Consider the following 15,145-nt stretch of genomic DNA (forward strand, 5'->3'; position numbering starts at 1 on the left):
ATCCCCCTTTACATGGTCGGACTCGTCTCCCTCAACCTCACGGGGGGCCAATCACCCCCCCCGGCCCGGGCCGGCGCGCCGCCTGTCCAGGCGCCCGGCCCCGGCCCGTCGGCTCAGCCTTGGAACGGTGGCGCGCGAATGAGCAAGAGCCTCACTGATGCAGTGATGGAACGTCTGGCCGACATCAAGTGGACCAACTTGGAGGGCCACAACGCGCATGTGGCCTCCCGTGCCCGGTTGATGGTCGAGTACCTTCGCCGGGCCTCACTCTGGGCCGAGGTGCTGGGCGGTCCGCCGAAGTGGCCCATCTTCGACATCGCCGGGGCTCTCGCCCCGGACGTGCAGGTGGACGCCGAACTGGCCGAGCGGCTGGAGGAGTTCCTCCTGGCGAACGTCGGCGGCATCGAGACCGAGAACGCCTGCCACGCCGCCGTACGGTGGGCAACCCTGCGGGACACGCCGGGCGTGCGGCTGCCCGACCTTCCGGATCCGTTCGAGCCCCTCCTCCTCGTCTACGAGCGAGGCGGGGAGGTCATCGCCGACGAGAGCCGGGCCTTCAACTTCGGCGGCCGAGCCGTACGGATCAAGCCTTGGCGCGAGCACCTCTCCACGGAGCCTGCGACCGCCCTCGACCCCGCCACCCTGGACGGCCTGGACGACGCGTACCACCAGGACCGTGCCCGCCGCGGGTCCCCGAGCGCACCGAACTGAGAACGCGCCTGTCGTCGTCGCCCCACGACATGGCCCCCGCCCGAGGGGCGGAAGGATCCGGGCGTAGCGTTCCACCCCGGCGCATCGAGGAGCGGGGGTAGCAGTGGCGGGGAAGAGGACGAGACGCGGGACGGTCGCGCTGGCGGGTGCGCTGGTGGCGGCGGTGCCGGTCGGGACGTTCGGGCTGGTGGCGGTGAGTACGTACATCGGTTTCGGTACGGCGTCGCTGCTCGGGTTGGTGGTCGGGGTGGCCTGGGTCGTGGGCGTGGTCCGGCTGCTCGGGGCGGCGTTGGGCTGCTGGATGGCGGCGTTCGGCGCGGTCCTGTGGCTCCTCGCGCTGGGGTCGGTGGCGTCGGCCCGGGATTCGGTGATCCTGAGCACGTCGGGGGTGACCGCCACCGCCCGCGTCACGGCGGTGCACGACCGCCCGCAGGGCAAGCAGCCGAGCTCGTCGTACGAGGTCGCCGACGAGAACGGCGTACCGATCCCGAACGGCATGGTGTCCGCGGGCCTGCACTCGCACGCGGTCGGCGACCGGCTCACCGTCCGCTACGACCCCAGGGGTGTCGCGGAGGCACGCCTCCCGGAGAACGTCGACTTCCTCAGGGACGGGGCCGTCGCCCTCGGCCTCAACGCCGTCCTGCTGGCGGGCACGGCCGGTCTCGGGGTGTCGGTGGTCCGCAACGGCCGCCCGCGCCGGGTGCCGTACCGGCGCGGGCTCGTCATCGGCGGCAGCCCGCGGGACGGGCGGTGAGCTACTCCCGCACCACCCGGGCCCGCAGGTAGTTGCGCCGTCCGAAGTTGGGCTCGTCGACCGCCGTGAGGTCCTCGACCTGGAACCGGTACAGCGCCGCCGCGCCGCCCCCGGTGAGGTACTGCCGCCGGACCTCCTCGTCCTGGGCGAAGGCCGGGTACCGCCCCTGGTAGGCCGCCAGGGCGGCTTCCGCCTGGTGCCCCCAGGCCTCGCCCGCGCTGCCGGTCAGCTGGAGTCCGCGCAGTTGCTCGCCGAAGGCGGGCGGCGGCAGGAAGACGGTGGCGGCGGCCCGGGCCTCCTCGGCGAGGTGGTGGCTGTGCCGGGTGGAGCGCTCGCTGACGAAGTAGAGGACGAGGTCCTCGTCGTAGGCGAAGAAGGCGAGGTTGGCGTGCGGTCCGTGCTCGTGGCCGGCGGTGGCGAGGGTGAGCACCATGGCCTCGGCGAGCAGTCCTTCGACGCCCTTGTGCAGCAGGTCGCCCGGCCAGTCCCCCTGCGTGACGTCGAGTCGGTACGGCATTCGGCACTCCCTCCGCTGGCGCCCGGTGCCTTCGCGCCCCGAGCACGACTGAGCCGGGCGGGCGCCCCCGTCAGGGGCCGCACGCCCGGCTCACATGCTCCACCCGCCGTCCGAAACCGGACAAGGGGCGGGCCGCTCACGAAATGGGTTCTACGGGTTCTACTGCGCGCGGTGCGAGGCGTACCCGCGGGTCACCACCGGCACCGTGCCGGGGCCGAGGAGGGGGCGCAGCGCGCCCGACCGCATCCTGTCGACGAGCGGTCCGCAGCGTCCGGCCAGCGGGGCCAGCACCAGCGCGACCAGGGTGCCGACGAGGGCGCCGACCGCCACGTCGTGGGGGTAGTGCACGCCGACCCAGACCCGGGAGGCGGCCATCAGGGCCGCGAAGACGGTGGCGACGACGCCGAGCCGGCGGCTGACGAACCAGAGCGAGATCGCGGCGGCGAAGGCGATCACCGAGTGGTTGCTGGGGAAGGACCAGTCCCCGGCGGCGGGGCAGGTCTCCAGCGAGACGCTGCCCTTGATCTGCGCGCACGGCCGGAGTTCCTCGACCATGCCCTTGAGCACGGAGTTGAGGCCGTACGCGACGACCACGATCACCGGGGAGGCGAGCACCTTGGCCATCACCGCGGAGTCGGCGCCGCGCGCCCGCCACCAGGCGTACAGCATGAACAGGGCGAACAGGCCGAGGCCGATCGCGGACCAGACCTTGATCACGTCGTCCAGCCAGGTCGGGGCGGACTGCGCCCACTTGTTCACCTGGGTGTAGAGGCCGCCGTCGATGCCACTGCCGTCGTACACGGCGAGAGCCCGAGAGGACATCACACGTCACCTCCGTGACGGCGCGCCTTACGGGCGCGGAACAGTTCGAGAACAATGGGGAGCACGGAGAGAACTACTACCAGACCGATGATCGGCAGCAGATACTGGTCGATCCCGGGAATCGAGGACCCGAGCCCGTACCCGGCCAGCACCACGCCGACGGTCCAGACCGCACCGCCCGCGACCTGCCAGAAGGTGAACGAGCGGACCGGCACTTCGAGTACGCCGCAGAGCGGATTCAGCACCGTACGGACCACCGGGATGAACCGGGCCAGCACGATCGCCTTGCCGTGGCCGTACTTGGCCAGCAGTTCCTCGGCCCGCGCCGCGCCCTCCAGCAGGCTCTTGCGCTTGGTGCGGCTCAGCAGTGCCCGGCCGCCGCGCCGGCCGATCAGGTAGCCGACCTGGGCCCCGGCCAGCGCCCCGATCAGGGCGGCGGGGAGCACCTGCCACAGGTGCAGCTGCGGGCCCTTGGTGGCGCCGGGCACGCAGAGCAGGCCCGCGGTGAACAGCAGCGAGTCGCCGGGCAGGAAGAAGCCCACCAGCAGGCCGGTCTCGGCGAACAGCACCACGGCGATGCCGAACGCCCCGAAGGCGGCGAGCAACGAGGAGGCGTCCAGCGGGTTCACGGCGAGGTGGGTGCCCATCGCGAGGTGAACGGCCGGATCGGCGGGGAACTGGAGCAAGGCTGGCGGACCTCCCGTACGTTGGGGGGCGGTCGCCGCGACGCGCGGCGGACCCGCCCGGGACCGTCTACAGTGACGTAGACGGTCTACATGACTGTAGACGAAAGCTGGAGGAAGCGCCGCCATGTCCGACGTACCGTCCGCCCGCCGGCCCGCCGGGGAGCTGGAGTCCGAGGTGCTGGCCGCCCTGTGGTCGGCCCGGCAGCCGATGACCCCGCAGGACGTCCAGACGGCGCTCGGCGGGGACCTCGCCCGCACCACCATCGCGACGATCCTGGCCCGGCTGCACGACAAGGGGACGGTCGAACGCACCCGGGCCGGCCGCGCCTACGCCTACACCCCGACCGTCCAGGACACGGCGGGCCTCGCCGCCCGCCGGATGCACACCGAGCTCGGCCGCGAGGCCGACCGCTCCACCGTGCTCGCCCGCTTCGTCTCCGACCTCTCCGCCGAGGACGAGCAGCTGCTGCGCGCCCTGCTCGGCGACGGCAGCGACGTCGGGGTCGAGGCCGAGGTCGACGGCACCGCCGGCGCCGCCGGCGCCGGCGGCAGACCCGGACCGGTGAGCGGCCCCCGACCGACGGGCGGCCCCGGATCGGCGGGCGCCCCGTGATGATCGCCGTCTGGGCGCCGCTGCTGCTGCCCTTCCTGACCGTCCCGCTGGCCCGCCGGCTCGCCGAGTCGCTGCCGCCCCGGGCCGCCGCCTGGCTGCTGGCCGGCACCGCCACCGTCCTGGCCGGCGGCACCCTCTGCTCACTCGGACTGCTCGCCACCGCCGGCCTGCTCCAGCTGCCCCCGGTCGCCGCCCTCGGCCACCTCTCGCTGCCCTGGCTCACCGCCGCCGCGCCCAGCGCCCCGCTCGCCGCAGCGGTGGCCGGCCTCGCCCTGGCCGCGCTCGGCGCCCTCGCCGTACGGACGACCCGCCGCCGGTGCCTGGAACTGCGCACCGCCCGGGCCGCACTGCCCGCCCCGGGCGCCGCCTGCGCCCCCGGGCCGGGCGACGAGGCAGACGCCGCATCGCACACCGCGACGCGCGCTGAGACGGACGCCGACCAGCATCCGGACACGCGCCCCCGGCAAGCCCCGATGCGCTGGGCGCGCGCCCAGCGCGGACCCCAGGACCCCGCCCTGCACCCCGCCGGACGCCCCTCCCCGCGCCTCGCACGCCGCCCCGCCGGACGCCCCGCCCTGGCGGCCTGGCGGCAGGCCCTGGCCCGGCTCCGGCACCCCGCCGACCACCCGCTCACCGTGCTGGACGACGAGCGCGCCGACGCCTTCGCCCTCCCCGGCCGCCTGCGCCGCCCCGGCCGGACCGGCGAACCCGGCCGGATCGTGGTCACCTCCGGAATGCTGCGCGCCCTCAGCGGGCCCGAGCGCTCCGCCCTGCTCGCCCACGAGCGCGCCCACCTGACCGGCCGGCACCACGTCTTCCTCGCCCTCGCCGAGCACGCCGCCGACGTCCACCCGGCGCTCCGCCCACTGCGCGCGCCCCTCGGGTACCACCTGGAGCGCTGGGCCGACGAGGTGGCCGCCGCCCGGATCGGCGACCGTGCCGTGACCGCCCGCGCGGTCGGCCGGGCCGCCCTCGCCGCGAGCCGCTCGCCCTGGCCGGCCCGGCCCCGGCTGGTCGCCGCCGCCCACTCCGGCCCGGTCCCGCGACGGGTCGCGGCCCTCCTCCAGCCCCGCCCCTCCACCGCCCCGGCCACCCGGCTGCGGGCCGTCGCACTGGCGCTGGCCGCCTGCCTGGCCCTGACCACCGGCGCCACCCTGGAGGCCACCGCCGACCTCCACCACACCGTCGAGGCCGCCCAGCACGAACCCGGTACGGAGCGCTAGCCGCCCCCGGACGGGCGCTGCCGGCCGACCTCGAAAAGGCGCCGGACGGGCGCCGGAAGCGCTCCGAACGATCGCCGAACGGGCGCCGAACCATCGCCCGACCATCGCCGAACGGGCGCCGGACGATCGCCGAAAGGACACCGCAAGAGCACGGGAAGGGCGCCGAACGAACGCCCGCCGGGCGCCCCCCGCCGTTTCCGTACCGCCCGGTATGCGGACTTGGTGGACCCCGTCCCCACGCGCCCGTCGCACCCGTACTCTTTCGTCAGCGCGTCGACCCCGGCGCGTCCTCGAACGGCGGCGAGGAGCAACCCGAGTGCGGCAGACCGGACGGCAGTCCCGACGACCAGAGCGCCGCACCCCGCCGACCGCGGCGGAGCTGGCCAGGGTCCACGAACGCACCCTCGCCGACGCCGCCGCCCGCGAACTCGTCCTCCCCGAGAGCCCCGGGCCCGGTACGCCCGGCCGGCTCGAACCCCGCCCCGAGATCGGCGACTCCTGGGCGAGGCTGCGCCGCCTCGGCCTCGACCCCGACACCGGTGCCTCCACCGTCCTGCTCGGCCCCGCCGAGCTGGAGCAGCGCCGCCGGTCCAGCGGCCTCGACAACGTCATGCCGGTGCTGCGCGAGACCCTGTTGGAGCCGGTGGGCCAGGCACCGCTGATCCTCGCCATCGCCGACGCCGAGGGCCACGTGCTCTGGCAGGAGGGCGAACGCGGCCTGCGCCGCAGCGCCGACCGGATCGGCTTCGTCACCGGTGCCCGCTGGATCGAGGAGACCGTCGGCACCAACGGCATCGGAGTCGCGCTGCGCGCCCAGCGCCCGATGCACGTCCACTCCGCCGAGCACTACCTGCGCAGCCACCACACCTGGACCTGCGTGGCCGCCCCCGTGCACGACCCGACCACCGGCCGGCTGGTCGGCGCCATCAACCTCAGCGGCCCGGCCCACAACGTCCGCCCGTACCTGCTCCAGCTCACCGCCACCGCCGCCCGGCTCGCCGAGACCGAGCTGCGCGCCCACCGCCTGGAGGCGCTGAACCGGCTGCGCACCCTGGCCGCCCCGCTGCTCGCCCGGGTCGGCGGACCGGCCCTGGTGGTGGACGCGGCCGGCTGGACCGCCGCCTCGGCCGGGCTGCCGCCGCAGAGCCGGCTGCGCATCCCCAGCGAGGGCTGGGTCCCGGCCGCCGTGCACTGGGTGCCGGGGCTGGGCGAGTGCGTACTGGAACCGCTCGCGGACGGCTGGCTGGTGCGGCCCGTCCGCCCGACCGGGGCGGACGGCTCCGGCACGGTGACCGCCGAGCGCGCCGAGGGCGCCCGGCTCCGGCTCGACCTGCGGCGACCGGACCGCCCCGAGCTGTCCGTCCGGGGCGCGGCCGACAGCTGGTCGCACCCGGTCAGCCCGCGCCATGCCGAGCTCCTGCTGCTGCTCGCCACCGCCCGCGAGGGCAGTACGGCGGCCCAGTTGGCCGAGGCGCTGTTCGGCGACGCGGGGCGGACGGTGACGGTCCGCGCCGAACTGTCCCGGCTGCGCCGCTACCTGGGCGGCCTGCTGGCCCACCGGCCGTACCGCTTCGCCGACTCGGTGCTGGTCACGGTGGAGGGGCCGGCCGATCCGCTCGACCTGCTGCCCTCCTCCACGGCCCCCGCGGTACGGCGGCTGCGGGCGGAGCTGGTGGCGGGCCTGGTCCGGCTGCCCGGGGCCGCGGCACCCGTGCCGTCACCGCGCCACGGCGCGCGCCCGCCGGGCCCGGACGACGACCCGGGCGACGACCCCGACGCGCCGTACCCACCGACGGACAGCACCCCCACGAACCACCCGTCCACCGGCAGCGCCGTCACCAACACCCCACCCGCAAGTGGCAGTTGCGCCCCTCAGCCGCCCGCGAGCAGCGCGGCCAACTGGGCGTCGGTGGGCCCGCAGTCGCGCTCGGCCTCGGCCGAGACCAGCGCGTAGGTACGGTCCAGCCAGGCCTGCACCCGGGGCCTGGAGGCCTCCAGCAGGGCGCTGCCGTGCGGGGATTCGAGCGCCAGGTGCAGGGTCGAGCCGTGGCAGGGGCAGTACGCCGGCCACAGCTTGACGTCGCCCTGGCCGCTGATCCCCTGGAGGCCGTCGCGCAGCAGGTCGCGGGAGAACACCCAGTCCGCCTCGTCCGGACGCCCCAGGTGAAAGGTCAGCAGCACCTCGTAGGGCCGTACGGCGTCGAAGCGGAACCGGGTGCACACCTCGCCGACCACTTCGTCGCCCAGTGAGATCCGCAGCGTCAGCACCTCCTCCACCGACACCGGAGCGGCGGTGGAGCCACCCCCATCGCCGCCCGTGGGGGTGGCGGCGAGGGGGGCGCTGGAGGCTGCGGACAGCGGGTCGGGCGGCATGACGGTCTCTCCGGGAACGGCGCGGGATGCCATCAGCCTGCGTCACCCGCGACCGGGCGGGCAAGGGTTGCAAGGGGGTTGCAATAACCCCCGCCCGGGCCCGCCGACCCTTACCAGGAATATCAGACGGACCGTCAACTTCCGCTCATCGAACGGATGTCCGGAAAATGGAGGGATACTGTCCGTCGTCCGGCCACCCGCTGGTACGCTCTCCCCCTCCCGGCGCGGGCCCGCCCGCGAGGCCGGCCCGGAACGGCCGGACCGCTGCCCGGCGTGGTGCGTGGGAGAATACGGCGACGCGACGGCGGCTTCGGGGAGGGAGGGGTCCGGTGGCTGTGCGTGGGGAGACCACGCGGGACGTGCAGCACGAACCCGCACGGCAGGGTCGACACGGTCGGCCCCGCCCGTTCGGCGGCCGCTTCCGGCTGCCCACCCTGCGCTTCTCCGGTGCCGCGATGGCGATGTCCACCGTCGTCGGCATCAGCATCGCCACCACCCTCCTGCTGAACGAGCAGCAGGGCATCGGCCGTCGGGCCGGCGTCGCCCGGGTCGGCACCACCCCGCCGCCCAGCCCGAGCGGTACGGACCAGGCCGAGGCCGCCTCCGAGCGGACCACGGACACCCCTCCCCCGCCCTCCGGCCACCCGCACGCCCCGAAGCCCTCCGGCCACCCGTCGACGCACCCGTCCGGCCCGGCCAACGCCGCCGCCACGCCGCCGTCAGGGCTGCGGGCCGGAACGGCCGCCCCGGTCGCACCGCCGGCCGGCGGGCAGGCCTCCGCCGGGCACGACCCGCGCCCCTCGGCCGACACCCCGGCCGACGGCTCCTCCCCCTCCGCCCAGCCGCCCACGGCCGCCGACCCGTCCGCCCCGGCCCCCGGGCAGCCGGGCACCGGGCAGACGGCCCCCGGGCAGCCGGGCACCGGACGACCGGACGTCGGCGCAGCCGGTACGGGCGAGTCCCCGCACCCGCCCGCGCTCCAGCCGGCCAAGCCCGGCCGCCCGCTCCCGCCGCCGGCCGCCGTCGTCCCCGGAAACGCCGCCGGCACCGACGGCACTGGCGCCGCCGACGGCAGCACCGACGGCACCGCCCCGGACACCGACCAGGCCCTGACCGGCACCGGGCTGACCACCGCCCTCGGCCGCGACGGCCTCCGGCACGCGCTCGACCTCACCGTGACCGAACCGGTCACCGCACTGCAGGCCGAATTCCGGCTCGCCGCAGGCGAGTTGGCCCCCGGCACCGGAACCGTCTGGACCGACCTGCCGGGCGCCGTGGTGACCACCCAGCAGGAACGCGGCACCCTGGTCTACCGCTTCACCACCCCGCCCGGCACCGACGTCGAGCCCGGCCGCTACAGCTTCGTCGTACGCGGCACCCGCCCGGCCGTCCAGGCCGGTCCGGTGCGCAAGTCGGGCCCGCAGGAGGGCTGGAACGCCGCTGCCTTCGGCATCGACCGCCCCCGGGCGGTCGCCGCGCTCGGCGGCTTCGGCCCCTCGGCGCCGCAGGCCGACCAGCGGGCCGCCCAGCAGCCCACCCGGCAGCCCGCGCCGCAGGACGCCCAGCAGCCGGTGGGCCAGGTCCGCTGACCTCCCCCCCCGGCTGATCCACTGACCTCCCCTCGGCCGATCCGATCGTCCGACGATCGGCCAGCTCACCGGGCTCTTCCCCGCACCCCCGTTCGTTACTGTGTGCAGCACCCGGCCCGACGCCCCCAGCGGCCCCGGCCCGGGCCGTCGTTCCGCACCCGAGGAGGAGTCCTTGTCCACCGTCCTGACCCAAGGCGGCAACGCACCGCTGACCGCCGCGCGGGTGACCGTCGAGGTCACCGCGCCCAAGGCGCTGGACGTCTCCGGCCTGCTGCTGACCGACGCCGGCAAGGTCCGCTCGGACGCCGACTTCGTCTTCTTCAACGCCCCGCACGGCCCGGGCGTGAGCCTGCGCCCGGCCGCCGCCGGAGCACCGGACGCGATCACCGTCGACACCCCGGCCGTCCCGGCCGACATCAGCAAGGTCGTGGTCACCGCCAGCCCGGCCGACCAGTCCGCCACCTTCGCCGGGATCGAGCCCACCGCCACCGTCCGGGACGCCGACACCGGTGCCGTCCTGGCCACCTTCACCCCGCCCCGGCTGGGCCTGGAGACCGCGCTCATCGTGGTCGAGATCTACCGGCGCAATGGGGTCTGGAAGGTGCGCGCGGTCGGTCAGGGGTACGCGGACGGGCTGGCGGGCATCGCCACCGACTTCGGCGTCACCGTCGACGACTCCCCGGCACCGGCACCGCAGGCGGCACCGACCCCGGCACCGCAGCCTGCGCCGACCCCCGCCCCGCAGCCGAGCGCGCCGACCCTCCAGATGCACTCCCCGGCCGACCTTCCGCTGCCGCCCGTCCCGCCCGTCCCGCCGGTGCCCCCGGCCCCGCCCGTGCCCCCGGCGCCGCCGGCTCCCTCGGTCGACCCCCGGATCGCCCTGGCCACCCTCCCGTCCATGCCCGCCGCACCCCCGGAGCCCCCGGCCCAGGCCCAGGCCCCGGCCCCGGCAGCGACGCCCGCCCCCGACCCTACCGAGCGCCCCAAGGTCACCCTCGACAAGGGCCGGGTCAACCTGGTCAAGGGCAGCTCCGTCTCCCTGGTGAAGAACGGCCGCCCCTTCCTCTCCTCGGTCCGGATGGCTCTCGGCTGGGAGTCCGCCGCCCGCGGCCGTGACATCGACCTGGACGCCTCCTGCCTGGCCTTCGACGCGAAGCACCGGCGCCTGGAGACGGCCTGGTTCATGAAGCTGAGCATCTTCAACGGCGCGATCGCCCACTCCGGCGACAACCTGGTCGGCGGTGACGGCGGCGACGACGAGGCGATCACCGTCCACCTGGAGGGCCTGTCGGCCGAGGTCCACGCGCTGGTGTTCGTGGTCAACTCCTTCTCCGGCCAGAAGTTCACCGAGCTGCGGAACGCCTACTGCCGCCTGGTGGACGTCCGCACCGAGGAGGAGCTGGTCCGCTTCGACCTGACCCACTCCGAGCCGCGTACCGGCGTGGTGATGTGCAAGCTGGTCCGCCGCCCCACCGGCGAGTGGGAGATGACGGCGCTCGGCGAGTTCGTCGACGGCAAGACCGCCCGGGCGATGATCGAACCCTCCGCCGCCCTCCTCTGATCCCGACCGCATCGCTCAACGTCAAAGTCACGCCAGCGATTTCACCCCCCTGGGGCATCAAGTCGTCCACGGATCGACTCGATTGACTCTCCGGGGGGTGATTCGCGCTCTCCCCCGTGACCGCGCACCCGCACCACCCGCGCACCCGTGGAGGAGAGACCGTGCCCCGCTTCCCGTCCCGCCTCGCCGTCGCCGGCGCCGCCGTCGCCCTCACCGTCGGCCTGATCACCCCCGGCGCGGCTCACGCCGGGACCAAGCCCGCCACCCGGACCGGCCCGCTCAAGTGGGCCGCCCTCGGCGACTCCTACACCGCGGGCGTCATCGAGGCCACCGGCGACCTCACCGCGCCCCAGGACGGCTGCGCCCGCACCACCGGCTCCTACCCCGAGCTGATCCGCCGCGACCTCGGCGCACTGGTCGACCTCCACAACGCCAGCTGCAGCGGCGCCGCCAGCCCGGACGTCTCCACGAACAAGCAGAGCCCGCTCGGCCGCCCGCTCCCGCCCTTCGGCAGCGACCCCGACGCGCCGTACCCGCCCGTCCCGCCGCAGATCGACGTCGTCGACCCGGCCAGCGACGTGATCACCGTGAGCACCGGCGGCAACGACCTCGGCTTCGGGCAGATCCTCAAGGACTGCATCGAACTCGGCGCCACCCACCTCGGCCTGGGCACGCCCTGCAAGGACAAGTACGACGCCCAGATCCCCGGCCGGCTCGACCAGCTGCGCACCGACTACACCGCCATGCTCACCGCCCTCCGGACGAAGGCCCCGTCCGCCCGGGTCGTCACCGTCGGCTACCCGCACCTGATCCCCGAGGACGCCGCCCGCTGCCAGTACGGCAGCCTGCTGCAGTTCGGCACCTTCACCCCCGGCGACCTCGGCTGGGCCCGCGACAGCATCCTCAAGCCGCTCAACCTGGCCATCCAGCAGACGAGTTCGGCCAAGCAGGACACCTACGTCGACCTCTACTCCGGCTCCGCCGGACACAGCGTCTGCGACCCCGACCACTGGCTGGACGGCGTGCTGACCAGCATCATCCCGCTCAAGTACGCGCTGGTGCACCCCAACGCCAAGGGCCAGAAGTTCGCCGCCGCCCAGGTCGAGTCCACCCTTCTCGGCAACTGACCGGCGCCGGGCGGGAAAACCGGTGGCACGGCCCACCACCGGGGATCATCCTGGTCGGATGATCATCCGCGAAGCCACCCCCGAGGACTGGTCGGCCATCTGGCCGTTCTTCCGCACCATCGTCGCCGCCGGCGAGACCTTCCCCTACCCCCTGGACATGCCCTCCGAGCTGGGTCGGGAGTGGTGGATGAAAACCGCCCCCGACCGCACCGTGGTCGCCGTCGACGAGGACGGCACGGTCCTCGGCACCGCCACCATGAACCGCAACCGCCCCGGCAACGGCGGGCACGTGGCCAGCGCCAGCTACATGGTCGACCCGGCGCACCACGGCAAGGGCATCGGGCGGGCCCTGGTCGAGTACACCCTCGACTGGGCCCGCGGGGCGGGCTTCCGCGCCATGCAGTTCAACGCGGTGGTCGCCAACAACGACCACGCCGTCAAGCTGTACCGCTCGCTGGGCTTCGAGGTGGTCGGCACCGTCCCCGAGGCCTTCCACCACCCGGTCGACGGCTACGTCGGCCTGCACGTCATGTACCGCCCGCTGTAACCACGGGGGCCCTACTCCTCGATCGCCCCGCCGACCCGCCGCAGGTGCTGCCGGAAGCTGTACGACGGGTCGGCGGCCCGCCGCTCCAGGAACTCCTCGAAGCGGGTCTGCCTCCGCAGGGTGTCCCCGGCCGTGATCCGCCCGGCCTGCGCCCGTTCGGTGGCGGCGATCCCGGCGGCCGTCTCCAGCACCTCCCCGGCCCGGTCGGCCGGCACGAACAGCACCCCGTCCGCGTCCGCGAACACCACGTCCCCGGCGGTCACCAGCTGCGGCCCGAACCGCGCCGACTCCAGCGCCTCCGGCTCCCGGCCGTCCAGCCGCAGCGGGCCCACCGGCAGCGCGCCGTAGCTGAACACCGGCAGCCCGATCTCCACCAGCTCGGGCGTGTCCCGGTGCAGCCCCCACACCACGATCCCGGCCACCCCGGCGGCCCGCGCCTCCAGCACCGCGAGGTCCCCGATGCAGGCCTCGTCGGTCCGCCCGCCGTTGTCGATCACCAGCACGTCCCCGTCCAGCGCGCCCCCGTACGCCTCCAGGAACACGTCCACGCTCCCGTAGTGCCGCACCGGCAGCACCCGCCCCGCCACCCGCGCCCCGGCCACCACCGCCCCCACCCCCACCGGCGCCGCCCGCACCCCCACCCCGAGCCGCACACACGCATCCGCCACCAACGGCGTCGACAACCCCTCGAACTCCTCGAACCCCTTGGACATCCCCAACTCCTCCCGCTGAACGCCAAGTTGACCAGTACCGGAATCCTATGCCGGACCTCAAACTCACACCATCGAGTGAAAGTCCGCCGTGTACTGCATAACCCGACCGAAGGGCGAATAGCGTGACGCCCATCCGAAGGAGGGGCATCATGAGTGCTGTGGCGCATGAGCAACCGATCACGAACTCCCCGTCGCAGGCCGACATCCTGCTGGAGAGCTTCCTGAGCCTGCACTCCCCCGAAGGCTTCCGGGCTGAGCTCATCGAGGGGGAGATCATCGTGGCACCACCGCCGGACGGCAGGCACGAGTACTACTTCGACCTGCTGATCGACGAGGTGAAGGCGAAGTCAGCAGTCCGTATGCAAGGTTCCGGCAACAAGGGGCTTCGATTGGCCAGGGGTGGTCTCTGCCCCAAGAACTACGTCGTCCCGGACCTGACCTTCGCTCCGAGGGAACTCGACATCTTTTGGGACGCCCCGCCCTGGATGGACCCGGACGGGCTCGCGATGGTCGCCGAGATCACCTCCAGCAAGCCGGACCAGGACCGCATCGCCAAGCGCCACTGCTACGCCCGGGCCGGCATCCCGCTGCACCTCCTCATCGACCGCGAGAAATCGCAGGTCAGCCTCTTCGGCAAGCCCCACCGGGACGAGTACACCGAAGTCCACCTGGCCGCCTTCGGTGAGCCGCTCGCCCTCCCCGCCCCGTTCGACTTCGAGCTGGACACCAAGTACTTCCTCCGCCCATAGCCAAACGGAACGGCCCGCACCCCCCGTCAGGGGTGCGGGCCGTTCCCACCTGCCGCCAGGGTCAGCTACGGGTGGCCATGGCGCGCAGGAAGAAGGTGAGGTTGGCCGGGCGCTCGGCGAGGCGGCGCATGAAGTAGCCGTACCACTCCTGGCCGTACGGGAGGTAGACCCGCATGGTGTTGCCCTCCTCCGCGAGGCGCAGCTGCTCCTCGGGGCGGATGCCGAACAGCATCTGGTACTCGAAGGAGTCCCGGGTGCGGTTGTTCCACTGGGCCAGCTGGCCGGCGATCTTGATCATGTTGGGGTCGTGCGAGGCGATCATCGGGTAGCCCTCGCCGGCCATCAGGATCTTGAGCGCGCGGACGTACGCGAGGTCGACCTCGTGCTTGCCCTGGAAGGCGACCGACTCGGGCTCCTTGTAGGCGCCCTTGCACAGGCGCACCCGGGAGCCGGGGCCGGAGAACTCGCGGCAGTCGGCCTCGGTGCGGCGCAGGTAGGCCTGGAGGACGACGCCCAGCCAGGGGAAGTCCGCCCGCAGCTCGCGCGCGATGGCGAGGGTGGAGTCGGTGGTGGTGTGGTCCTCCATGTCGAGGGTCACCGTGGTGCCCGCGTCGGCGGCGGCCTCGCAGATGCGGCGGGCGTTCTCCAGCGCGATCTTCTCGCCGTCCACCGGCAGGAACTGGCCGACGGCCGACAGCTTGACGGACACCTCGGCACCGGCCGCGAGGCCGGTCTCCTTGAGGGCCTTGAGCAGGTGCTCGTACGCCTCGGCGGTGCCGGCGGCCTGGGCGGCGTCCTTGGTGTCCTCGCCGAGGTGGTCGAGGGTGACCTTGCGGCCGGTCGCGACCAGGTCGTCGGTCGCGGTCACGGCGTCGTCGAGGACGTCACCGGCGACGAAGCGCTCGACTATCGCGTGGGTCGGGGGGAACTTCTCGACCACGGTGCGGACCTGGGGGGACCGCGAGGCCGCGAGAAGGGCGGAACGGAGCATCGTGACTCCTGGAGCTGATGTTTCCAAGGGTGGCAGAAAGAGCCGGGGCGGCGGTACGGGGGTGAGCCGCCGCCCCGGCGGGGCGGGGGGGGGGGGGCGGGGGGGGGGGGGCGGGGGGGGCGGGGGGGGGGGGGGGCGCCCCGGGGGGGGGGGGCGCGCGCATAAAAAA

Annotated in this window: 16 protein-coding genes; 10 read left to right on the forward strand and 6 right to left on the reverse strand. The window is 74.4% G+C overall.

Annotated features, from left to right (window positions below):
- Window positions 1-138 precede the first annotated feature (138 nt).
- Entirely contained in the window at window positions 139-711 is a 573-nt protein-coding gene (locus ACFWXO_RS20070) for a hypothetical protein (protein WP_380525193.1), read from the forward strand.
- Window positions 712-814: 103 nt separating this feature from the next.
- Window positions 815-1,465, forward strand: a complete 651-nt coding sequence (locus ACFWXO_RS20075; RefSeq protein ID WP_380525194.1) for a DUF3592 domain-containing protein — start codon at window positions 815-817, stop codon at window positions 1,463-1,465.
- A 1-nt stretch (window position 1,466) separates the two neighbouring features.
- On the opposite strand, the gene ACFWXO_RS20080 is transcribed toward ACFWXO_RS20075, so the two are convergent.
- From ACFWXO_RS20080 to ACFWXO_RS20090, 3 genes are all read right to left on the reverse strand, one after another.
- Window positions 1,467-1,982, reverse strand: a complete 516-nt coding sequence (locus ACFWXO_RS20080; RefSeq protein ID WP_375894499.1) for a pyridoxamine 5'-phosphate oxidase family protein — start codon at window positions 1,980-1,982, stop codon at window positions 1,467-1,469.
- A 159-nt stretch (window positions 1,983-2,141) separates the two neighbouring features.
- Window positions 2,142-2,804, reverse strand: a complete 663-nt coding sequence (locus ACFWXO_RS20085) for a phosphatase PAP2 family protein (protein ID WP_375894497.1) — start codon at window positions 2,802-2,804, stop codon at window positions 2,142-2,144.
- Window positions 2,804-3,451 carry a DedA family protein gene (locus ACFWXO_RS20090; protein ID WP_380525207.1) on the reverse strand — a complete coding sequence of 216 codons (648 nt, stop codon included), beginning with the start codon at window positions 3,449-3,451 and terminating at the stop codon, window positions 2,804-2,806. Before ACFWXO_RS20090 ends, ACFWXO_RS20085 begins: the two co-directional genes overlap by 1 nt.
- A gap of 163 nt (window positions 3,452-3,614) precedes the next feature.
- On the opposite strand from ACFWXO_RS20090, the gene ACFWXO_RS20095 reads away from it, so the two are divergent.
- From ACFWXO_RS20095 to ACFWXO_RS20105, 3 genes are all read left to right on the forward strand, one after another.
- Complete coding sequence (locus tag ACFWXO_RS20095; protein WP_380525195.1) at window positions 3,615-4,103, forward strand: BlaI/MecI/CopY family transcriptional regulator; 489 nt, start codon at window positions 3,615-3,617, stop codon at window positions 4,101-4,103.
- The gene (locus ACFWXO_RS20100; protein ID WP_380525196.1) at window positions 4,103-5,326 is read left to right on the forward strand and encodes a M48 family metalloprotease; all 1,224 of its coding nucleotides are present in this window, start codon (window positions 4,103-4,105) and stop codon (window positions 5,324-5,326) included. Before ACFWXO_RS20095 ends, ACFWXO_RS20100 begins: the two co-directional genes overlap by 1 nt.
- Before the next feature lie 316 nt (window positions 5,327-5,642).
- Window positions 5,643-7,280: a GAF domain-containing protein gene (locus ACFWXO_RS20105; RefSeq protein ID WP_380525197.1), complete on the forward strand. Its 1,638-nt coding sequence runs from the start codon at window positions 5,643-5,645 to the stop codon at window positions 7,278-7,280.
- Here the strand turns inward: ACFWXO_RS20105 and ACFWXO_RS20110 are convergent.
- The gene (locus tag ACFWXO_RS20110; protein WP_375894490.1) at window positions 7,199-7,699 is read right to left on the reverse strand and encodes an SsgA family sporulation/cell division regulator; all 501 of its coding nucleotides are present in this window, start codon (window positions 7,697-7,699) and stop codon (window positions 7,199-7,201) included. The genes ACFWXO_RS20105 and ACFWXO_RS20110 overlap by 82 nt on opposite strands.
- A 329-nt stretch (window positions 7,700-8,028) precedes the next feature.
- Between ACFWXO_RS20110 and ACFWXO_RS20115 the strand changes: the two genes are divergently transcribed.
- The 4 genes from ACFWXO_RS20115 to ACFWXO_RS20130 all read left to right on the forward strand — a co-directional run bounded on the left by ACFWXO_RS20115 (window position 8,029) and on the right by ACFWXO_RS20130 (window position 12,523).
- Window positions 8,029-9,288: a hypothetical protein gene (locus tag ACFWXO_RS20115; protein ID WP_380525198.1), complete on the forward strand. Its 1,260-nt coding sequence runs from the start codon at window positions 8,029-8,031 to the stop codon at window positions 9,286-9,288.
- 184 nt (window positions 9,289-9,472) lie between these two features.
- Window positions 9,473-10,849 carry a TerD family protein gene (locus ACFWXO_RS20120; RefSeq protein ID WP_380525208.1) on the forward strand — a complete coding sequence of 459 codons (1,377 nt, stop codon included), beginning with the start codon at window positions 9,473-9,475 and terminating at the stop codon, window positions 10,847-10,849.
- Window positions 10,850-11,010: 161 nt separating this feature from the next.
- Window positions 11,011-11,976 (forward strand): SGNH/GDSL hydrolase family protein, encoded by a 966-nt coding sequence (locus ACFWXO_RS20125; protein WP_380525199.1) that lies wholly within the window; start codon window positions 11,011-11,013, stop codon window positions 11,974-11,976.
- A gap of 58 nt (window positions 11,977-12,034) precedes the next feature.
- Window positions 12,035-12,523: a GNAT family N-acetyltransferase gene (locus ACFWXO_RS20130; protein ID WP_375894482.1), complete on the forward strand. Its 489-nt coding sequence runs from the start codon at window positions 12,035-12,037 to the stop codon at window positions 12,521-12,523.
- An 11-nt stretch (window positions 12,524-12,534) separates the two neighbouring features.
- Here the strand turns inward: ACFWXO_RS20130 and ACFWXO_RS20135 are convergent, their stop codons facing one another.
- Window positions 12,535-13,236, reverse strand: a complete 702-nt coding sequence (locus ACFWXO_RS20135; protein ID WP_380525200.1) for an RraA family protein — start codon at window positions 13,234-13,236, stop codon at window positions 12,535-12,537.
- A 149-nt stretch (window positions 13,237-13,385) separates the two neighbouring features.
- Between ACFWXO_RS20135 and ACFWXO_RS20140 the strand changes: the two genes are divergently transcribed.
- Window positions 13,386-13,985, forward strand: coding sequence for a Uma2 family endonuclease (locus tag ACFWXO_RS20140; RefSeq protein ID WP_380525201.1), 600 nt, complete (start codon window positions 13,386-13,388; stop codon window positions 13,983-13,985).
- Between the two features lie 61 nt (window positions 13,986-14,046).
- Here ACFWXO_RS20140 and ACFWXO_RS20145 read toward each other — a convergent pair whose 3' ends face one another.
- Window positions 14,047-14,976 carry a proline dehydrogenase family protein gene (locus ACFWXO_RS20145; RefSeq protein ID WP_375894476.1) on the reverse strand — a complete coding sequence of 310 codons (930 nt, stop codon included), beginning with the start codon at window positions 14,974-14,976 and terminating at the stop codon, window positions 14,047-14,049.
- Between the last annotated feature and the right edge of the window lie 169 nt (window positions 14,977-15,145).

The organism is Kitasatospora sp. NPDC059088 (genome assembly GCF_042738155.1).
Lineage (GTDB): Bacteria > Actinomycetota > Actinomycetes > Streptomycetales > Streptomycetaceae > Kitasatospora.